Origin of the sequence: Actinosynnema sp. NPDC049800 (assembly GCF_040656635.1) — a bacterium.
Lineage (GTDB): Bacteria > Actinomycetota > Actinomycetes > Mycobacteriales > Pseudonocardiaceae > Actinosynnema.
On the sequence record NZ_JBFAMT010000063.1, the window covers coordinates 26,792 to 47,838 of the forward strand.

The following is a 21,047-nucleotide window of genomic DNA, read 5'->3' on the forward strand; positions in this document are numbered from 1 at the left end:
GCACGCGGGATCACGCGGTCGTTCAACCGAAAGGCCTATACGGAGACCCGCAGTCGGCCGAGCCGCGACCGATCGGGAGGTGATCAGCTCCGGTCGTCGTGGCGTGCGCCGTCGCCGAGCGCGGCGGCGAGCAGCGTCCCCTTCGTGATCACCAGCACCCGACCCGGACCGAGGCGCCGCAACGCACGGATGCGTCGGGTGATCCCGACCCGCTCGACGACCTGACCGCGAGGGTCGACGAACACCAGGAAGCCGCCGGCGTCGGCGAGCACGAACCCGTCGCCACGTCCCCGGTCGTCGGCGACGACCTGTCCGAACGGGGCCGGCCGCACCGCGATCCGCCACAGCACGCGACCGTCGTGGGGATCTGCCACGGTGAAACCGGTCCCGCGTTCCCCCAGCCAGAGCAGACCACCGACGTGCCGCGGCGCCGAGGCCACCAGCGGGGTCCCGGCCAGGACCAGTCCGCTCACGGCCCCCGTCGACGGCTCGATCCGCACCACGGCGTCCTCACCGCACCGGACGAGGAAGCGATCACCCCCGACCGCCGTGAACGCCGCTTCATGGTCGTGGTCTGCGAGCGGGTGCGGCAACGACCAGGCGCGCAGTTCCCGCCCGTCGCGTCGATCGATCAACCGGACCCGCGCACCGCCGGGCTCACCGACCAGGAACCCGCCGCCTCCCGCGGCCGGCCGCACCGTGCGCACGTCGTGCTCCGCCTCCCACAGGGTCCGGCCCGTGGCGACGTCCACCGCCCGCAACGGGGTGTACCCGCGCCAGCCACCCACGAGCACCAGGTCGCCATCCACCACAAGGTGCCCGGTCCACCGGCGCAGACCGACCCTCCAGACGTCCCGCCCGGTGGCGAGGTCCAGGCACGCCAACTCGTCGGTGCTCTGCGGCAGCACCAGCAGACGTTGCCCGGCAACGGACATCGCCCGCAGCCACCTGCCGGTCGCGACGTCCCACCGCACGGACCCGTCCTCCGGGTCGAGGCCGACCAGCCTCGTGTTCCGCTCGTGGACGACCAGCGTGCCGGAGCCCACGGCGACGTCGACACCAGAGCCGGCCTGGTGCAGCGGTCGTTCCCACCCGATCCCCACCACCCCCACAGCCCACCACGCGTCCCCGATGCCCCGCCACCCGTTTCCGCGTCCCACCATCCACAGTGGACACGACGGCCGGGTCACCGCGCTCGGCGGGTTCGGGCGCACGTGGTCGTCGACGCCTCCCGGGCGGGCACCCGACCACCTGGGCGTGTTGATTCCTGTAACCCACAGTTCACTCTTGAGCGACTAGGCAGGGTCCTGTTAGCGTTCACACGGAACGGTGGCGCCCGTCACACCGCCAACCAGGGCCCTCCGCGACAGGCCCACCGCACCGCATCCCGGGCCGAGCCGCCGCCTGCGCCGACGACGTCGGCGGACACACGAGTGGAGACGCCGATGTCGACCGCCCAGTGCCGCGCGCACCCGCCACGGGCCTCGGGTTCCCGAGGTCGCCCGGTCACCGCGCGGCGGCGCGACTCCCGCCGCTGACCGCGGCCGCACGACAGCCCGACCGGCAGCCACAGCGCCCTGCCCGGCGGTCGCCCCGCACCAGGCCGACGTTCGCCCGCACCCCACCTGCGAGGAGATCATCCGTGACCAGACAGCCGAGGGCCAGGCGCCTGCTGGCCCGACTCAGCGTCGTGGCGCTCACCGTCGCCGCCACGGCGGTGGCCGTCGCGGCGCCCGCACAGGCAGCACCCGGCTACGTCTACACGACGTTCAAGGGTGACGCCGCCGCCGACCAGGAGCTCTGGGTGTACTCCTCGGCCAACGGCACGAACTTCAGCGTGCTGGCCGACACCGACTACCGCGGCCCGTCCGGCGTGCTGCGCGACCCGAGCATCATCCAGCACAACGGGCTCTACTACGTCGCGCACACCGTCCAGTCGTGGACCACGAACTCAACACACTTCAACATCGCCTCCAGCCCGGACCTGGTCAACTGGACGCACGTGACCAGCGTCAACTCCGGAGTCGCCAACACGCGGTTCACGTGGGCCCCCGAGTTCTACGTCGAGGGCGGCACCGTGCGGATCATCGTGAGCATCGCCCAGACCACGTGCTCCAACTGCTTCCGCCCGTACGTCTTCACCGCCCAGAACAGCGCGCTCACCTCGTGGAGCGGGCCGGTGCAGATGGGCGGCCTCGGCTACAACTACATCGACACCTACGTGGTGAAGTCGGGCAGCACCTACCACGCCTTCACCAAGAACGAGACCTCCAAGTACATCGAGCACTGGACCAGCACGAGCCTCACCGCCGGGTGGGGCAACCGGGGCCAGTTGTGGAGCTCGGGCTACGAGGGTCCGGCCGTGTTGCGGATGAGCGACGGCTCCTGGCGCATCTGGATCGACAAGTACACCAACGGCGGCATCTGGACGGCCACCAGCTCGAACCTGGACTCCTGGTCGGGCCTGAGCCAGATCACCTGCCCCGGTTGCCGCCACGGCACGATCCTGCCGGTGGCCGACGTGCCCGGCGCGGCGCCGGTCTACCGCGTGACCAACCTCAACAGCGGCAAGGTGATGGACGTCGTCTCCGCGTCCACCGCGAACAACGCCGAGGTCAAGCAGTGGACCTGGAACGGCGGCGGGAACCAGAAGTGGCAGTTCCAGGACGCGGGCAGCGGCTACTTCCGGATCGTCAACCAGAACAGCGGCAAGTGCCTGGACGTGCCGAGCGCCTCCACCGCCGACGGGGCGAACATCATCCAGTACACCTGCGGCAGCGGCGCCAACCAGCAGTGGCAGTGGCAGGCCACCGGTAGCCACTTCCGGCTCGTCGCGCGGCACAGCGGCAAGTGCCTCGACGTCGTCTCCTCCGGCACCGGCGACGGCGCCGACATCCAGCAGTTCACCTGTGGCAGCGGCGCCAACCAGCAGTGGAGCCGCACCCAGGTCTGAGCCGGACCGGCAAGGCGCTCGACACCGCGAACGCCGGGCGTGGTTCCCGCCCGGCGGCTCGCAGCAACCCCAGTGACCCAGGTGGGACGCCCGCGGCATGGGCATCGCACCTGTCGGACCGCCGTGCAGCAGCTCTAGTGATTGGACATCTCATGAGATTGACCATGGCGTCTGACGGCCACTCGTCAGGACCATCCCGGAGCACCCGGTCGTTGCGGCGGTCGCTGGTCGCCTTGGCGGTGACCACGCTGACCGCGGCGACGGGCCTGGTCGTCACCACACCGGCGGCCAGTGCGGCCACGAGCCAGTTCCGCGGCATGAACTGGGCGGTGATGGGTGACAACTTCAGCACCGGCACGCTCGTCGTGCAGGGCCTGAGCCAGTCCGACAGCAACGCGACCGTGCGGGCCAAGGCCAACGCCCTGTACGACGACATGTCCGCGACCATGGGCGTCAACACCGTCCGGCTGCCGATCAACACCCACACGGTGGCCAACACGACCTGGTGGAACGCCTACCGCGGCGCCATCGACGCCGCCACCGAACGCGGGTTCAAGGTCATCCTCGCCTACTGGGAGGACGGCGCCGCGTCCGGCGGCAGGATCACGAACCTGGCCGCGTGGAACGCGATGTGGTCCAGCGTGACCAACACCTACGGCTCGAACAACAACGTCTACTTCGAGCCGATGAACGAGCCGCACGGCTACTCGTCGGCGGACTGGCGCAACGTCGCGGCGAACTGGCTCAGCTACCACTACTCGGCACCGCCGAGCCGGGTGCTCATCGGCGGCACCGGCTTCAGCCAGGACCTGCGGGACATCTGCAACGACAGCCGCTTCAACTCGACGCTGCTGTCCTTCCACCACTACGCCTTCTTCTACAGCCCGATGACCTACGACGCCTTCCGCAGCCACATCCAGACGCGGCTGGGCAACTGCGCCTCCCGCGCGGTCGCGACCGAGTTCGGCGCGCCGATGTCCACCGGCTTGAACTACGGCGACGCGAACAGCAGCGACAACTTCGTGCGCCACATCCGCGCCATGGCCCAGGTCATGCGGGACAACCAGATGGGCGGCACCTACTGGCCCGCGCTCGGTGGCAAGTACAAGGACAACCTCGGTTACGACTGGTACTCGATGTACGCCCTGAGCGGCAGCGGCACCGACCTCAACCTGACCATCCGCAACACCTCCGGCGCCGACCGGATCCGCTACGGCTGGGGCGACAACACCACCACTCCGCCGCCCACGTCCTACCTGATCACCGCACGCCACAGCGGCAAGTCCATGGACGTCCAGCAGCCCAACACCGACAACGGCGCGCGCGTCGGCCAGTACACCTACAGCGGCAACGCGTGGCAGCAGTGGCAGTTCCAGGACGCCGGCAGCGGCTACTGGCGCATCGTCAGCCGCCACAGCGGGAAGTGCCTGGACGTGGTGAGCGCCTCCACCGCCGACGGCGCCGACCTCGTCCAGTACACCTGCGGCAGCGGCACCAACCAGCAGTTCCAGATGGTCGCCAACGGCAACTACTTCCAGCTCCGCGCGCGGCACAGCGGCAAGTGCGTGGACGTCCCGGGCGCCTCGACCGCGGACGGCGTGATCCTCAAGCAGTACACGTGCAACACCGGCACCAACCAGCAGTGGTCCCGGACGGCCGCCTGACCGCGGCCCGGCCCTCGCGCCCCGGCGCCGAGCTCGTGCTCGGCGCCGGGGACGCGCCCGTCCGACCGCGCTGCTAGCAGCTGCCGTCCGACTCCTTCAGGCCGGTGTTGGCGCCCGCCGTGCGGCTCACGACGTTCGGCACGCAGGTGGCCTGGTCGAGCCGGAAGCTGTAGGGCACGTTGACCGTCGTCGTGGACTTGACGTCGGGACCGGCGGGCCTGTGGTCGCTGCTGGGCGCCGACCAGGTCACGTTGTCGAAGACGTTGCCGCTGACCTGCCAGTAGCCGGCCTCGGTGGTGTAGAAGGTGCCGAGGACGTCACGGGAGTTCTTGAAGTAGTTGTTGTCCACCTTGGCCTTGGCGCCGACCCGGGAATTGATGCCCGACTCGTTCAGGCTCACGTAGTGGTTGTTGTACATGTGGGCGACGCCGCCCCGCAGCAAAGGCGCCCGGGAGTCGATGTTCTCGTACAGGTTGTGGTGGTAGGTGATGAACCCGTTCGAGACGTCGCTCTCGCTCGACCCGACCAGCCCGCCGCGACCGGAGTTGCGCAGGGTGCTGTAGGACAACGTCACGTACTGCGTGTTGTTCTTCATGTCGAACAGGCCGTCGTAGCCCTCCGACTCACCACCCGACGCCAGCAGGTTGACGTGGTCGACCCAGACGTTGCGGACGTTGCTCTCCATCCCGATGGCGTCACCGCCGTTGGACGTGGGCGAGCCCGACTTCTTGACGTTCCGCACGGTCACGTTGCGGATGATGATGTTGCGGGACTCGCGGATGTGGATGCCCAACTGGTCGAACACCGCGCCACTGCCGACGCCGATGATCGTCACGTTGCTGATCCGCTTGAGCTCGATCACGCCCGCGGCGGTCTCACAGCTGCTGCCCGAGACCTTGGCGGTGTTGCCGTGGTTGATCGTCCCGGAGACCTCGATGACGATCGGCGTGGAGCTGCTGGCCCGACCGCACAACGCCTGGTGGATCTGGGTTCCGGTGGTGGCCCGCACGGTCGCCCCGCCCTGGCCGCCGGTGGTCCCGCCGTTCTGGGACGCGTAGCCGGTCGCGGCGCCGGCCGCCGCCGACGCCGGTGACATCGCCAGCACCACGCTGGTCGAGGTCGCGACGGCCAACGCGGCCACGACCGCGGGGATCCGCCATGCGACTGATCGTTTCATTTCGTCTCCTGCGTCTTCGAAGGGTGGACGACGTGGTCCCACTCGGCGGCGGCAGCACCGATCGCGGCGGCGGACGAAATCAGCGGTGGCAACTCAAGCCTGCGGAAAGCTCCCGGCGAGCATTGCGCAACCTCGTGCGACAGGCAACAAAATTCACGATCATGAACCGCCGGACGCGCCGTGCCCACGCGGGCACGACGCGACTTCCCGGCGAACGTCCGGCCGATTCACGGATCTGAATGGAACAGCGCGACAACCGCCGCGGACCGCATTCCCTTCGCCACATTTCACCCCGGCCGGGGGAAACGCCGACCAGCCGGCCGCGCCCGGCCCGGGTTCGTCACGGCTCGGTGAGGACCTCGACGTGCCCGTCGGTCCCGTTCACCCGGATCCGCTGCCCGTCCCTGATCACGTGGGTGGCGCGTGCCACCCCGACGACGGCCGGCAGGCCGTACTCCCGCGCGATCACCGCGCCGTGGGTCATCAGGCCGCCGACCTCCGTCACCAGGCCCGCGATCGCGACGAACAGGGGCGACCAACTGGGGTCCGTGTGCGCCGTGACCAGGATGTCGCCCGGTTCGACGTCGGCGTCGGCCAGGTCCAGGATGACCCGGGCCCGCCCTTCCACGGTCCCGGCGGACACCGCCAGGCCGACCAGCGCGCCCGCGGGCAGGTCGTCACGCCGGTACGCCCCGTTGAGGGTCTCGCCGTCCGAGGTGAGCACGCGCGGTGGCGTGAGCGCCTCGTACGACCTGAACTCGTCCTTGCGCCGGCTGACGAGTTCGTCGTCGACCTGGCGCGTGCGCACGACTTCCTGGAGTTCCTGGAACCTCAGGAAGAAGACGTCCTCCTCCTCGCGGAGCACGCCGGCGCTCACCAGGCGCCCGGCCTCGGCCAGCAAGGCCTGCTTGTAGACGAAGTAGCGGCGGATCATCCCGTACTTCGGGTACTCGCGGTACCCGGCGAACGTCCGGACGAGATCGATGTTCCGCTTGGTCTCCTCGGCCTTGCGCTCCCCGTCCGGCAGCGCCCGCAGGCGCTCCAGCACCTCCTGCTCCTTCTGCCACGCCTCCCGCCGCCCCTGCTCGAAGCGTCGCGCGCCGGCGCCCGGCTCGAGGTTCTTGACGTTGGACAGGAGCAGGGGCAGCAGGGTGGTGGGCCGCTCGGTCCACCGCGGCCTGGTGATGTCGATCTCGCCGACGCACCGCATGCCGTACCGGTCGAGGTAGGCCACGATGGCGTCACGCGCTTCCCGCCCGCCGTCGAGCCCGGCCAGCTCGTCGAGGAAGTCCTCGTCCGCCGCGTCGCGCAGGAAGGCGACGACCTCGGGGTGCGGGCGGATCACGTCCGCGACGTCGAGGAGCGCCAGTCCCATCTCCGACGTGACGTTGTGGGGCACGGACTGCGAGAGCGCGTCGGCCGCGTCCTTCTCGCCCAGCCACTCGTGCAGGTGCTCGTTGAGCCACCACGTCGCCCGCATCGCCGCCATGATCGGCTTGAGGCCGCGCGGGTCGAACAGGACCCGCCTCAGCTCCTGGAAGTCCGCCAGGATGAAGTCGAGCAGCTCGGAGCCGGACTTCGTCCTGATCTCGCGCTCCAGCGCGGCGACGGACGCCTCGCCCTGCCCGATCAGCTCCGTCACGAGGGCCGGGTCGGCCTCGATCGTGATCGGCTCGGCGCCGGGGATCGGCTGGACGGGACCGTCCTGCGGGACCGACGGGAGGAAGCCGTCGCGCTCGACGACGGTCCGCAGCGCGTCCTCGATCAGCGGATCGGACTTCCCCACCACCTCGAGGAAGCCGGGGCGGCTCGCGGGCGACGCGAGCAGCCGGGTGGCCTCGGCGAACAACCTCCCGCCCGCCTCGGCCATGGGCCGCTGAGTCGTCAACTGCCACACGGACAACCCCAAGGGCTTCATGGCGTCGGTCATCATCTGCTGATGACCGACGGAGACGTAGACGTGGTTCTCCCCGTCGTCGGTCTCCGGGATGGGGAACAGCGTGGTGATCGGCCGGCTCTGCACGACCTGGAAGTCGTCGTCGACCAGGCACCACTCGACGTCCTGGGGATGGCCGAAGTGCGCTTCGAGCCGCCGGCCGAGCCGCACCAGCCGCACGACCTGGGCGTCCGTCAGCGCCGGCTGCTCGCTCCGCTCGGGCTCGACGACCTGCTCCCGCGTCCCGCCGTCGGGCGAGGCGAGGACGGCGAGCTCCTTGGCGGCGACCGACTTGGCGAGGACCTCGTCGTCGCGCACCTGGTAGGCGTCCGCGTTCACCAGGCCGGAGACCAGGGCCTCGCCGAGGCCGAACACGGCCTCCACGGTGGCGACCTTCCGGTTGGACGTGACGGGATCGGCCGTGAACAGGACGCCGGACGCGTGCGGGAAGACCATCCGCTGCACGACCACGGCCATGTGGACCTTGCGGTGGTCGAAGCCGTTGCGCAGGCGGTAGGTGACGGCCCGTTCGGTGAACAGCGAGGCCCAGCACCGGCTGACGTGCCGGACGACCTCCGCCGGCCCCACGACGTTCAGGTAGGTGTCCTGCTGGCCCGCGAAGGACGCGCCCGGCAGGTCCTCCGCCGTCGCGCTCGACCGCACGGCGTAGGCGTCCCGCTCGCCGAGCCGGGCGAGCGCGCCGGTGATCGCCGCCGCCACGTCGTCCGGGACGACGATCCCTTCGAGGGTCTGCCGGATCTCCGCGCTGCGCGTGCGGATCGCCTCCCGGTCGTCCGGGTTCAGGCGCGACAGCCCGTCCAGCAGGTCGCCGAGCGACGGCGCCTCCCGCACGATCCGGTGGTAGGCGTCCGTCGTGACGCAGAAACCGGCCGGCACGCGGATGCCGTCGATCCGCGCGAGCTCTCCCAGGTGCGCGCCCTTGCCCCCGACCACGGCGACCTGCGTCCGGTCGACCTCCCGCAGATCGAGCACGTAGTCGCCCACCCGTTCACCTTCCGTCCGCCCCGTCAAAGCTTGCTCGCTCCTCGTCCGCACCGCCGGCCGTTGAACTCGTCCATGTGTTGTCACAGCGTTTACCGACACTCATTTCCGCAGGTTGAGGGCTTCGGCGGGACATTCTGCGGCACCACGGGGGCCTTGCCGCAAGACCCCCGATGAGCTATAAGTTGACAGTGGCGGAAGGGCGCGATCTCCTCGCCTTCGCCTTTTACCGGAAACCCGGCTCAGTCACCCGGCCGGGCCACGTCCTCCGCATCGCCCGCCGACGGCGCGGTCAACGGCAGGTGGACCCGGAAGCGGGTGTCGCCGGGCTCGGACTCCACCCGGATGTCGCCGCGGTGGCGGTCGACCACGATCCGCCACGAGATGTCCAGACCCAGCCCGGTGCCCTCGCCCACGGGCTTGGTGGTGAAGAACGGCTCGAAGATGCGCCTCTTCACCTCGTCCGGGATGCCCACGCCGGTGTCGCCGACCTCCACCACCGCGTCCTCGCCGGCGCGGTACGTACGCACGGTCAGCGTGCCGCCGCCGGCCATGGCGGCCACCGCGTTGTCGACCAGGTTCGTCCACACCTGGTTGAGCTCGGCCGGGTACGCGGGCAGCGGGGGCAGGGAGCGGTCGTAGTCCTTGACCACGCGCACCCCGTCGCGGAGCTTGCCGCCGAGCATCACGAGCGTGGAGTCGAGCAGTTCGTGCACGTCGACGACCTGGAACGGCGCCCGGTCGACCTGCGAGTACTGCTTGGCCGCGCCGACCAGCGCGGACACCCTGGTGGTGGCGTCCTCGATCTCGTTCATCAACGTCTCGGTCTCGACCGTGTAGGCCAGCCAGCGCACGGCGGCCTCGGTGGCGGTCTGCGGGCACAACGCCGCCGCGCGGTCGAGCCACTCGACGTCCAGCCCGCCCGCGACCAGCACCGGCGCCAGGTCCCAGCCGCCGGACACGCCGTGCGCGTCCAGCCAGTCGGCGACCTCGTCCTCCAGGTCGGCGGTCTGCATCGGACCGAGCTTCGGCGCCTTCGCCACCTGCTCGACCGCGCTCTCCTGCAGCTCCACCAGCACCGGCAGGGTGGCCGGGTCGAGCGAGCCGCTCGCCAGCAGCGCGAGCTTGTGCCGCATCCCGGCGACCCGTTCGCGCAACGCCCCGGTGGCCCGCACCGCCGCGGCGGCCGGGTTGTTCAGCTCGTGCGTCAGCCCGGCCGACAGCGAACCCAGCGCGAGCAGCCGTTCCCGCTGGCTGACGATCCGCTCGGTGTTGCGCATGCCGAAGAACAGGCCCTCCAGCAGGTGCATGGCCATCGGGAACCACGACCGGAACATCGCGCCGAAGTCGTGCGCGGGCAGCTGGTAGAGCCGCACGTCGGTCACCGCGTCGGCGGTCATCTGGTAGACCGTCCTGGCCTCCACGTCGGAGCCGAGGTAGGCCTGGGTGGCCCCGAAGTACGCGCCGCGGTGGTCGGTGCGGTTGGTCTCCACGCGCTGACCGCCGATGACGCGGCTGAGCGCCACCGTGCCGTCCAGCAGCACGAAGAAGCACGTCGCCGGTTGTCCTTCGCGCAGCACCTGGGAGCCCGCCGCGTGCGTCTCCACCTGGCCGTGCGCGACGAGCCACGCCAGCTGCTCCTCCGACAGGTGCTCGAACAGGAACAGCCCGCGCAGGTCGTCGACCGTCAGGTTCTCCATCACGACCTCTCCAGGTAGCGGTGGACCAGCGACACGGCCATCGCGCCGTCGCCGACCGCCGACGCGACCCGCTTCACCGACTCCGCGCGCACGTCGCCGGCGACGAACACGCCCGGCAGGCTGGTCTCCAGGTGGTAGGGCGGCCGGTCGAGGCCCCAGCCCTCGGGCAGGCGGCCGTCGGTGACCAGGTCCGGTCCGGCGAGCACGAACCCGCGCTCGTCACGGGCCAGCGTGCCGGTGAGCCAGTCGGTGTGAGGTGCGGCGCCGATGAACGCGAAGAGCCAGGACGCGGGCACGGTCGTCGTCTCGCCGGTCTTGTTGTGCCGCAACGTCAGCGTCTCCAGGTGCTCCTCCCCCGTGCCGCCGACGACCTCGGTGCACGTGCGCACCTCGACGTTGTCGACCCGGGCGAGCTGCTCGACGAGGTAGTGCGACATGGACCGGGCCAGCGAGTCGCCGCGCACGACCAGCACCACGCGGCGGGCGTGCGCGGCGAAGTAGAGCGCCGCCTGGCCCGCCGAGTTGGCGCCGCCGACGAGGTAGACGTCCTGGCCCGCGCAGCTCGGCCCCTCGGTGGTGGCCGCGCCGTAGAACACGCCCCGGCCGGTCAGCGCGCCGAGGCCGGGCGCGTCCAGCATCCGGTAGGACACGCCGGTGGCGAGGATGACGGTGTGCGCGGCCAGCTCCGTGCCGTCGCCCAGCCGCACCACGCGTGCCGCGCCGCGGGCCTCCAGGCCGACCACGTCGCACGCGGTCAGCACCTCGACGTCGAACTTCAGCGCCTGCCGGCGGGCGCGGTCGGTGAGCTGCTCGCCGGACACGCCGTCGGGGAAGCCGAGGTAGTTCTCGATCCGGCTGCTGGTGCCCGCCTGACCGCCGGTGGCACGCCGCTCGACCAGCACCGTGCGCAGTCCCTCCGAGCCGCCGTAGACCGCCGCGCCCAGCCCGGCGGGACCGCCGCCCACCACGATCAGGTCGTAGAAGTCGGTGGACGGCCGGGTGGTCAGGCCGACCCGGGCGGCCAGCTCCGCGTCCGACGGCTCCACCAGCGCCTCGCCGTCCGCGGTGACGACCACGGGCAGCCGCGCGCCGTCCTCGCCGCACGCGGTGAGCAGCCGCCCGGTCTCCGGGTCGCCGTCGTCCACGGCGTGCCAGCGGAACGGGACGGAGTTGCGGGCCAGGAAGTCGCGCACCTCGTAGGACCGCGACGACCAGCGGTGCCCGACGACCCGGACCTGCCGGGCGGGCCCGCGATCGGCCGCGGACCAGGCGCGCAGCAGCTCGTCCAGCACGGGGTACAGCTTCTCCTCCGGCGGGTCCCACGGCTTGAGCAGGTAGTGGTCGAGGTCGACGACGTTGATGGCGCGGATCGCCGCGTCGGTGTCGGCGTACGCGGTCAGCAGCACCCGCCGTGCGGCCGGGAAGAGGTCCATCGCGGCCTCCAGGAACTCGATGCCGCTCATGCCGGGCATCCGGTAGTCGGCCAGCAGCACCGCCACCTCCTCGCCGCGCAGCTTGATCTCGCGCACCGCGTCGAGCGCCTGCTCACCGGACTCCGCCCGCACGACCCGGTAGTGCTCGCCGTACTTGCGGCGCAGGTCGCGCGCCACGGACCGGGACACGCCGGGGTCGTCGTCCACGGTGAGGATCGAGGGCCTCGCGACCTGAGGAGTCGTCATGTCCACATTGTCGTTCCCGCCCGGACGGCCGTCCCATCGCGGTTACCCTCTGCGGGTGTCCGGCGCGGTGCGGTTCGGGGTCCTGGGGCCGTTGACGGTGGAGCGCGACGGCGGGCGGCCGGCGCTCGGCGGGCCGAGGCAGCGTGACCTGTTGACGCTGCTGGTGTTGCGCGCCAACCGGTTCGTCAGCGCCGACTGGCTGGTCGACGCGCTGTGGGACGGGCGGCCGCCGGCCGGCGCTCAGGTCACCTTGCGGTCGTACGTGGCGGTGCTGCGCCGGGCGCTCGAACCGGAGCGCGGACGGCGTGCGCCCGCGGAGCTGTTGCGCGGCCACACCGGTGGCTACGAGCTGCGCGTGCCACCGGACGCCGTGGACGCCGTGCGCTTCACCGCGCTGGCCGGGCAGGGCGCGCGGGCGCTCGCCGACGGCGAGTGGGAGGCGGCCGGACGCCACTACACCGACGCGCTCGCCCTCTGGCGGGGCGAGGTGGCCGCCGCCGACCTCGCCGCCGTGCGACCGGACGCGGCACGCCTCACGGAGGCGCGGACCGCGGCCGGCGAAGGCCTCTTCACCGCCGCCGTCGCCGCCGGTCGGCACCAGGCCGTGCTGCCGGACCTGCGCCAGTTCGTGGCCGCCAACCCGAACCGGGAGAACGCCCGGGCGCAGCTGATGCTCGCGCTCTACCGGGCGGGTCGGCAGACCGAGGCGCTGGCGGTGTACGACGAGGGCCGCCGGCTGCTGGCCGACGAGCACGGCGTCGAACCGGGCGAGGCCCTGCGCGACCTCCACCGCCAGGTCCTGGCCCACTCCGTGCCACCGGTCGGTACGGGCACCTCCCCGCTGACTCCCACCGCCACGCCCGACCACCGCCGCACCACGGCACCCAACGCCGCACCCGACCTCAACCACGCCGCACCACCCACCAGCCCGCCTGATCTCCCCCACGCCACCGCGCCCACCAGCCCGACCGACCGCCTCGACACCTCACCCGCCGACACCACCGGTTTCCCGCCGCCGGACCGACTTGTCGGTCGGACGGCCGAGCTCGCCCTCCTCGCCGACCTCCTCGCGGCATCGGGCCGGACCGGTGGCCGGTTCGCGGCGATCGTCGGCGAGGCGGGCATCGGCAAGACCACCCTGGCCGACGCCATCGCCCGCCGCGCCTCCGCCGCCGGCGTCCCGGTCGCGTGGGGCCGCTGCCCGGACCTCGGTCAAGCGCCGCCGTTCTGGCTCTGGACCCAGGTCGTGCGCGCCCTCGTGCCCCTGGCCGGCGACGCGGGCGCCGACCCGGCACTGGCGGGCTTCCGCGCGGGCCCCACCGCCGACACCGACATCGACCCCACCGCCCGCTTCCGCACCTACGACGCGGTCTCGGCGCTCGTGCACGCCGCCGCCCGCGCCACCGGCCTCGTCCTCGTGCTGGACGACCTGCACGCCGCCGACGCCGACTCCCTGCTCCTGCTGCGCTACCTGGCCACCACCGTGCACACGTCCCGCGCGCTGGTCGTCGCGACCCTGCGCCCCTACGAGCACGCCCCCGCCCTGGTCGCCACCCTCGCCGACCTGGCCCGCAGCCCCGGCTGCCGACAGCTCAGACCGGCCGGCCTCGACGCGGACGCGGTCGCCGGCCTGGTCCGCGCGCACACCGGCGCGCCCGCACCGGCCGACCTGGTGCTCGACCTCCTCACCCGCACCGGCGGCAACCCGTTCTTCCTCACCGAACTGCTCACCTCAGCCGATCCGACCGGCACGCCGCCGCCGAGCGTGCGCGACACCGTCCGCCGCCGGCTGCACGCCCTGGACGACCGCACCCGCGACTGGCTCGACGTGCTGAGCGTCGCCGGCCGGGACCTGGACGTCGACCTGCTCGAAGCCGCCACGGCCGCCGAGGTCCGGCTCACCCCGCACGTCACCCACCTGGTCACCGAGCCCGACGCCGGCGTGGTGCGCTTCCGGCACCCGCTGTTCGCCGAGGCCGCCTACGCCGACCTCACCCCGACCCGCCGTGCCGACCTGCACGCCCGGCTCGCCGACGCCGGCGCGCACGCCCTCACCCCGGCCGAGCTGGCCCACCACTACGGCCGGGCCCGCGGCCGGGAGGGCGACCACCTGCGCTGGACCCTCGAAGCCGCCGACGACGCCACCCGCCGCCTCGCCTACGAGGACGCCCTGGCGCACCTCGACCGGGCCGCCACCCTGCTCACCTCGCCGGAACGGGAGCTGGCCGTGCAGCTGCACCGCACGTCGTTGCTCCAGATCACGGTCGGCATCGGCAGCGACGCCGTCGACCTGGCCGCCGCCCGCGCCCGCGAACTGCTCGCGCGCGTCGACACCGGAACCGACGTGCGCACCGCCCTGTGGACGCTGGGCGAACTGGCCTGCAACCGCGCCGAGTTCGCCATCGCCGCCGACCTCGCGGGCCGCCTCGCCGCGGACGACGGCGTGATCGGCGCCGCGGGCCACTACCTGCTGGGCGTGGTCGGCTACTTCACCGGCCGCCTGGCCGAGGCCGACCGCCACCTCACCGCCGCCATCGACCGGCTGCACGAGCTGGACCCGCGGGAGCTGGTCGGACGGGCCGGTCGCACGCCCACGCTCGCGACCCACGACTTCCGCGCCCTGGTGCGCTCCCTGCGCGGTGACGCGGACGCGGCCCGCGCCGACCTCGCCGCCGCGCACGCCCTCGCCGAACGCGCCGACGACCCGTACGGCCGGGCCAACGCCGCGCTGTTCGCCGCGTGGACCGCGATGCAGGAGCACGACGTCACCGCCGCCGTCGTCGCCGCCCGCCGGTGCCGCGAGATCGGCGCACGTCAGCACATGCCGCACTTCGTCACGACCGCCGACTTCTTCACCGAGTGGGCCGCGGTGCGCGGCGGGGACGACAGCCGCCGCGACGCGATGCGGGCGGCCCGGGACGGCATCCACCGGCTCGGCCTGCGCTCGACCCGCACGATCACCCTCGCCGCGATGGCGGACGCGCACCTGGCGACCGGGCACCACGCCACCGCGGCGGCGTTGGCCGACGAAGGCCTCGCCCTCGCCGAGCGGACCGGCGAACGGGTCCTCGCCGCCGAGCTGCACCGCGTCCGCGGCCTGGCCACCGACGACCGGGCCGACCTGGTCACCGGCGCGCGACTGGCCGAGGCACAGGGCGCGGACCTGGTGCGAGCGCGCTTCCCACGCTGATCCAACAGAACTCCAACAGCCCTCCGCTGACATGTCACCCGACACCAGAGGGAGGACGCATGGAGTTCGACGTCGTAGTGGTCGGGTGCGGGCCGGTCGGCGCGCTCACCGCCAACCTGCTCGGCGGCCGGGGCGTGCGCACCCTGGTCGTCGAACGGGACACCGCGCCGCACCGGCAGCCGCGCGCGTTCTCCTGCGACGACGAGGCGTTGCGGATCTACCAGCAGGCGGGCCTGCGGACCGAGGTGGCCGCCGACATGCACCCGCCGGGACGGGCCGAGTACGTCAACGCCAAGGGCCGGGTGTTCGCCACCATCGCCCTGGACGAGGTCGACTTCGGCCTGGGCGGCCGTCCCCTGCACTTCTTCGACCAGCCGCGCCTGGAAGCGGCCCTGCGCGCCGGGCTCGACCGGTTCCCGCACGTCACCCTGCGCACCGGTGTCGAGCTGATGCGGCTCACCCAGGACGACGAGGCCGCCACCGTCGTCCTGCGCGACCTCGGCACCGGCGCGGAGACCGAGGTGCGCGCGAAGTACGTGCTCGGGTGCGACGGCGCGCGCAGCACCACCCGGGTCGCGGCCGGCATCGCGCTCACCGGCACGTCCTACGCCGAACCGTGGCTGGCGGTCTCCGGTGACGTCGCGCCGGGCGCGGTGCGGGTGCCGCACACGACGTTCGTGTGCGACTGGCGGCGGCCCGCGTTCGTCTCCCCCGGCGCGTTCGACACCTACCGGTTGGAGTTCATGCTGCGCCCGGACGAGGACCCCGCGGACATGACGGATGCCGCGACGGTCGCCCGGCTCGTCGCGCCCTACGTCGACCCGGACCGCTTCACCGTCACGCGCGCGATCGTCTACACGTTCCACCACCTCGTCGCCGAGCGCTGGCGCGACCGCCGGGTGTTCCTGCTCGGCGACGCCGCGCACCAGATGCCGCCGTTCCTCGGCCAGGGCCTGTGCAGCGGGCTGCGCGACGCGGCCAACCTCACCTGGAAGCTCGCCCTGGCACTCGGATCGGACGACGCCGAGTCGCTGCTGGACAGCTACGAGGCCGAACGTCGCCCGCACACCGAGGCGATGGCCCTCACCAGCGTGCGTCTCGGCCGGGTCTTCCTGGTGCGCAACAGGTTCGCGGCCTTACTGCGGGACGTGGTGCTGCGCGCGGCGCAGGCCGTGCCGCGGGTGCGCCGCCTGGTGCGCCACTTCGAGTTCAAGCCGCTGCCCGCGCTGCCGGACGGGCGCGTCATGTTCCCCCAGCCCGAGGTGGTCGTCGGCGGGGCGAGGCTGCTGCTCGACGACGTCCTCGGCCCCGACTTCGCGGTCATCGGGCCGGGCGTGGACGCGGGCACGGCGCGGGACTGGTCCGGTCCGCCCGCGCGGTTCCTGCGGGTGGTGGCCGACGGCCAGCCCTGCGCCGAGGACGACCTGGTGGACGTCACCGGCGCGCTCACCGCCTGGTTCGCCCGCCACCGCACCGACGTCGTCGTGCTGCGCCCCGACCGGTTCGTGCACGACCGAGGGACGTCCGCGGCGGCGCGGTGACCGGCTCACCCCGCGCCACCGGGCTCGACGGCGGCGATCAGGCGAGGTCAGGTCAGGAAGACCCAGTAGAAGTCCCAGACGTCCCCGTTCGGCCAGCAGACGTAGTAGTCGACGCCCTCGGGGATCTTCGCGCCCTCCGCTTCGCACTCCTCCTCGGTCGCGAAGGTGGCCATGTACTGCCAGTAGTCCATCGCCGCGGGCGCGGCTTGGGCGGGCTCGGCCAGTGCAGGTGCGGCCAGGGCAGGGGCGGCTTGGGCGGTACCGGCGCCAAGGAGCAGCAGGGTCGCCAGGAGCAGTGCTCGCATCGGGGTTCTCCCTCTCGCGGAAAACGCTTTCCACACGGCGGCGCCCCGATCACAGCACAGCCACCGCACGCCTGGCAACGCGCCGCACGTACCCGCGCTCACCGCGCGCCGAAGTCCCGGAACCGGCCGGCCGCACGCGGCGACCGCCGCCGGTCAGCCCTCGGTCTCGTCCGCGAGGTCGACGTCGGCGAGGTCGTCCACGCCGACCACGTCACCGCCGTTGAACACCACCACCAGGCCAAGCTCGGTGAAACCGGGCACGCGGCACTCGGCGAACCGGACCAGCCAGTCCCGACCGGGGTGGAAGGTGAACTCCGGGTCGGCCACGGCGTCCGGCCCGTAGCCCGGGTGGTCGCGCAGGTGGTCGGCCACGGCCTCGTGGGCGGTGGCGAGCAGCCGTTGGCGGTCGCGCAGGACCGAGCCGATGAACGGCAGGTCGAGGTCGTCGGTGGTGGCCGGTTCCTCCACCAGCACGCTCACCGACGTCCCGGCGGCGGTCGTGTTCCAGCACGCCACGCCTTCGGGAGCGTGGTCCACCGGGGTCAGTTCGCCGAAGCCGGGAATCGCGATCGTCACCGGGCGATCCTATGCGCCGCTCCCGGACCCGACCGGAACCGGGCCACCGGGCGCGGGAGAACCGGTCCGCCGGTCTCTTGACGGCGGCACGGCGGGTGAAGTTCGCTGTGGGAGAGCGCTCTCCGAGCGTTTGTCGACGATCCGCGGCCGGCGGCACACCGGCCGCGGGTCACCCCTGCCTGGAGTCGCCATGCCCGAAGCGCCCGCCCGGCACCGCCGCCGGGTCCTGCCCCTGCTCGTCGTCCTCGCCGCCCTGATCGCCGGGCAGCTCACCGCGTCACGGGAAGCGAGAGCCGCCGGGGTCCTGCTCTCCCAAGGCAAACCGACCACCGCCTCGTCCACCGAGAACGCGGGCACCGCCGCGTCCGCCGCCACCGACGGCAACGCGGGCACCCGCTGGTCCAGCGCGTTCGCCGACCCGCAGTGGTTGAGCGTCGACCTCGGCGCCACCGCGACGCTGGACCGCGTGGTGCTGACCTGGGAGGCCGCCTACGCGACCGCGTTCCAGCTCCAGACCTCGGCCGACGGCGCCACGTGGACCACGGTCCACACCGCGGCCGACGCCACGGGCGGGACGCAGTCGATCCCGGTGACCGGCACGGGTCGGCACGTGCGGCTGTTCGGCACCGCCCGCGCCACGGGCTACGGCTACTCGCTGTGGGAGTTCCAGGTCTACGGCACGACCGGTGGGCCCGCCGCCGGCACGCCGATCTCCGAGTACAAGCAGGTCGCGGCCTCGACGTGGGAGGGCGGCAACGCGCCCGCCGCGGCGCTGGACGGCCGGCCGAACACCCGCTGGTCCAGCCAGTTCGCCGACAACCAGTGGCTGCGGGTCGACTTCGGCGGCGTCGCCTCGGTCAACCAGGTCGTGCTGAACTGGGAGGGCGCGTACGCGAAGGGGTACCGGCTGGAGCTGTCGAACGACGCGGTGAACTGGACGCAGGTCTACGCGACCACCACCGGCACGGGCGGCGTGGAACGGCTCACCGTCGGCGGCACGGGCCGTTACCTGCGGTTGTTCGCCACCGCGCGGGCCACCGGCTACGGCGTCTCGCTCTGGGAGTTCCAGGTCTTCGGCACCGTGGACACCTCCGCGGCCACCCCGCCGTTGCTGTCGCCGCCGACCAAGGCGCCCGCGGTGACGGGCCGGTTCGCGCTGTCCGCGCCGGCCGACCAGGCGATGATCACGTCCACCCGGCGGCCGGCCTTCTCGTGGGCAGCGGTGCCGGGCGCGGTGCGCTACCAGGTCTGGCTCAACGTCAGCCGCACGGACTACGACTTCACCGCATCGGGCAACCTGATCGACCTCTACACCAAGGTCGCCGAGCCCACCGGCACCGGCTACACGCCGTCGTGGGACATCACCGACCGGTGGACGTACAAGTGGTTCGTGGTCGCGGTGGACGGCTCCGGCGGCACCAGCGCGTCGAACATCCGCACGTTCAGCGTGTACGTGCCGACGCTGACCTCGGTGGACGACGGCGTGCGGGTGGTGAGCGGCAGCCGTGACCTGAACAAGAACGGCGCGATCGAGCCGTACGAGGACTGGCGGCAGCCCGTGGAGGCGCGGGTGAACGACCTGCTCGGTCGGATGACGATCGAGGAGAAGGCCTACCAGATGTTCTACAACGCCCAGGTGTTCCCGCGCTCGGGCTGGCACTTCGGGCCGGCGGAGGCGCAGGACCTGCACACCGCGCTGCTCGGGTCGAGCGGCACGCGGCTCGGCATCCCGTTCGTGTCGGCGGGCGACACCATCGCCGGGTACAAGACGACGTACCCGTTGCAGAGCGCGTTGGCCGCGGCGCGGAACTACCCGTTGCAGTACAAGCTCGGCGACATGCAGCGGCGCGAGCAGCTGGAGGTCGGCGCGCGCGGTGTGCTGGGGCCGTTGGCCGAGGTGGGCACGAAGGTGCTGTACCCGCGCATCCAGGAGGGCAACGGCGAGAGTTCCGAGGTGGCGTCGGCGCAGGTCCGGGCACTGGTGGCCGGGTTGCAGGGCGGGCCGGAGCTGAGCCCGGGTTCGGTGCTGGCGACGGTGAAGCACTGGCCGGGCGAGGGCGCGGGCGGTGAGGCGTTGATCGTGTACGACAACGTGACGATCAAGTACCACACCGCGCCGTTCCGGGCGGCGATGGAGGCCGGCGCGGTGAACATCATGCCGGGGTACGCGGGCAGCTCGCTGCTGGACCCCGGTGGTCCGGGCGCGGGTGACAGCGCGAAGATCCTCGCGTACCTGCGGCAGAACCTCGGGTACACCGGGCTGATCACGACCGACTGGTTGCCGTCGGGGTCGTGGGTCGGCGCGGCGAACGCGGGGTCGGACGTGATGGGCGGCGCGGACCCCGGTGCGCCCGGGTTCACCATCGGCGGGTTCACCTCGGCGGTGCCGGCGGCGCGGATCGACGACGCGGTGCGGCGGGTGCTGCGGTTGAAGTTCAAGCTCGGGATCTTCGAGAACCCGTACGGCGACCCGGTGAACGGGCCGTACCGGTTCCACAAGCCGGAGTACGCGGCGCTGGCGAACCAGGCCTCGCGCGAGGCGATGACGTTGTTGAAGAACACCAACGGCGTGCTGCCGGTGCGGCTCAACCGCGGTGACAACATCGTGGTGGCCGGTCCGCGTGCCGACGACACGGCCGCGTGCTGCATCTGGACCAGCTACTTCCACCAGGAGTACGGGTCGCAGACGATGTTGCAGGCGATCCGCACGCGTGCCGCGCAGGCGGGGGTGAACGTCCACAAGGACACCGGGCCGTCGCCGAAGCTGGCGATCGTCGCGGTGGGCGAGACCTCGTACACCCACGCGACGAGTTGGCCGAAGGAGCAGCCCTACCTGCCCCCGGACCAGCTCGCGGTGATCCAGGACTTCCACCGCCAGGGCATCCCCGTCGTGGTCGCCCTGGTCCTGCCCCGCCCGTACGTGATCACCGAGTGGCACGACCTGGCGAGCGCGATCGTCGTGACGTACCGCGGCGGCGAGGAGATGGGCCCCGCCTTGGCGTCGCTGCTGTTCGGCGACTACACCCCGACCGGCAAGCTGCCGTGGCAGCTGCCGCGTGCCCTGACCGACGTCCTGCGCCCCGGCGGCACCGACATCCCGGCCGACGCCACCGAGCACTGGGACGTCCCGTACGACCTGGGCGCCACCGCCGCCGAACGAGCCGACATCCGCGCCCGGATCGACTCGGGCGCCCCCGTACCCACCACCTACGGCAACCCCCTCTACCCCTACGGCTCCGGCCGAACCACCTGGTGAACCCGCGTGTCCTACCCACCCCGCGGGGGGCGGGGGGGGGGGGCGGCGGGGGGGGGGGGGTTGGGGGT

General features: G+C 72.3%; 13 protein-coding genes. 6 read left to right on the top strand and 7 right to left on the bottom strand.

What is annotated here, in order from left to right; translation table 11 throughout:
• Positions 1 to 83: 83 nt before the first annotated feature.
• Positions 84 to 1,112 carry an outer membrane protein assembly factor BamB family protein gene (locus AB0I91_RS38825; protein ID WP_498781020.1) on the bottom strand — a complete coding sequence of 343 codons (1,029 nt, stop codon included), beginning with the start codon at positions 1,110 to 1,112 and terminating at the stop codon, positions 84 to 86.
• 530 nt (positions 1,113 to 1,642) lie between these two features.
• On the opposite strand from AB0I91_RS38825, the gene AB0I91_RS38830 reads away from it, so the two are divergent.
• Together AB0I91_RS38830 and AB0I91_RS38835 are read left to right on the top strand one after the other, a co-directional pair.
• On the top strand, positions 1,643 to 2,953 hold the full coding sequence (locus tag AB0I91_RS38830; protein WP_499617671.1) for an RICIN domain-containing protein: 1,311 nt from the start codon (positions 1,643 to 1,645) through the stop codon (positions 2,951 to 2,953).
• Between the two features lie 212 nt (positions 2,954 to 3,165).
• Positions 3,166 to 4,617, top strand: coding sequence for an RICIN domain-containing protein (locus AB0I91_RS38835; RefSeq protein ID WP_499641313.1), 1,452 nt, complete (start codon positions 3,166 to 3,168; stop codon positions 4,615 to 4,617).
• A gap of 73 nt (positions 4,618 to 4,690) precedes the next feature.
• Here the strand turns inward: AB0I91_RS38835 and AB0I91_RS38840 are convergent, their stop codons facing one another.
• The gene (locus tag AB0I91_RS38840; protein ID WP_498781015.1) at positions 4,691 to 5,794 is read right to left on the bottom strand and encodes a pectate lyase family protein; all 1,104 of its coding nucleotides are present in this window, start codon (positions 5,792 to 5,794) and stop codon (positions 4,691 to 4,693) included.
• Here AB0I91_RS38840 and AB0I91_RS38845 point away from each other — a divergent pair.
• Positions 5,776 to 6,033: a hypothetical protein gene (locus AB0I91_RS38845; RefSeq protein ID WP_498781014.1), complete on the top strand. Its 258-nt coding sequence runs from the start codon at positions 5,776 to 5,778 to the stop codon at positions 6,031 to 6,033. The genes AB0I91_RS38840 and AB0I91_RS38845 overlap by 19 nt on opposite strands.
• Positions 6,034 to 6,134: 101 nt before the next feature.
• On the opposite strand, the gene rph is transcribed toward AB0I91_RS38845, so the two are convergent.
• The 3 genes from rph to AB0I91_RS38860 all read right to left on the bottom strand — a co-directional run bounded on the left by rph (position 6,135) and on the right by AB0I91_RS38860 (position 12,111).
• Positions 6,135 to 8,735 carry a rifamycin-inactivating phosphotransferase gene (rph, locus tag AB0I91_RS38850; protein WP_499641315.1) on the bottom strand — a complete coding sequence of 867 codons (2,601 nt, stop codon included), beginning with the start codon at positions 8,733 to 8,735 and terminating at the stop codon, positions 6,135 to 6,137.
• A gap of 239 nt (positions 8,736 to 8,974) precedes the next feature.
• Positions 8,975 to 10,432: an ATP-binding protein gene (locus AB0I91_RS38855; protein WP_499617687.1), complete on the bottom strand. Its 1,458-nt coding sequence runs from the start codon at positions 10,430 to 10,432 to the stop codon at positions 8,975 to 8,977.
• Positions 10,432 to 12,111, bottom strand: coding sequence for an NAD(P)/FAD-dependent oxidoreductase (locus AB0I91_RS38860; protein WP_499641317.1), 1,680 nt, complete (start codon positions 12,109 to 12,111; stop codon positions 10,432 to 10,434). The genes AB0I91_RS38855 and AB0I91_RS38860 overlap by 1 nt, the downstream gene beginning before the upstream one ends.
• Positions 12,112 to 12,166: 55 nt before the next feature.
• Here AB0I91_RS38860 and AB0I91_RS38865 point away from each other — a divergent pair, with 55 nt between their 5' ends.
• Together AB0I91_RS38865 and AB0I91_RS38870 are read left to right on the top strand one after the other, a co-directional pair.
• A complete protein-coding gene (locus AB0I91_RS38865) occupies positions 12,167 to 15,301 on the top strand; it encodes an ATP-binding protein (RefSeq protein WP_499641319.1) in 3,135 nt (1,044 codons plus the stop codon).
• A gap of 59 nt (positions 15,302 to 15,360) precedes the next feature.
• Positions 15,361 to 16,842 (top strand): bifunctional 3-(3-hydroxy-phenyl)propionate/3-hydroxycinnamic acid hydroxylase, encoded by a 1,482-nt coding sequence (locus tag AB0I91_RS38870; protein WP_499641321.1) that lies wholly within the window; start codon positions 15,361 to 15,363, stop codon positions 16,840 to 16,842.
• Between the two features lie 47 nt (positions 16,843 to 16,889).
• On the opposite strand, the gene AB0I91_RS38875 is transcribed toward AB0I91_RS38870, so the two are convergent.
• A complete protein-coding gene (locus AB0I91_RS38875; RefSeq protein ID WP_498781004.1) occupies positions 16,890 to 17,147 on the bottom strand; it encodes a hypothetical protein in 258 nt (85 codons plus the stop codon).
• 153 nt (positions 17,148 to 17,300) lie between these two features.
• Positions 17,301 to 17,723: a hypothetical protein gene (locus AB0I91_RS38880; protein WP_498781002.1), complete on the bottom strand. Its 423-nt coding sequence runs from the start codon at positions 17,721 to 17,723 to the stop codon at positions 17,301 to 17,303.
• Positions 17,724 to 17,913: 190 nt separating this feature from the next.
• Here AB0I91_RS38880 and AB0I91_RS38885 point away from each other — a divergent pair, with 190 nt between their 5' ends.
• The gene (locus AB0I91_RS38885) at positions 17,914 to 20,979 is read left to right on the top strand and encodes a discoidin domain-containing protein (protein WP_499617665.1); all 3,066 of its coding nucleotides are present in this window, start codon (positions 17,914 to 17,916) and stop codon (positions 20,977 to 20,979) included.
• Positions 20,980 to 21,047 lie beyond the last annotated feature (68 nt).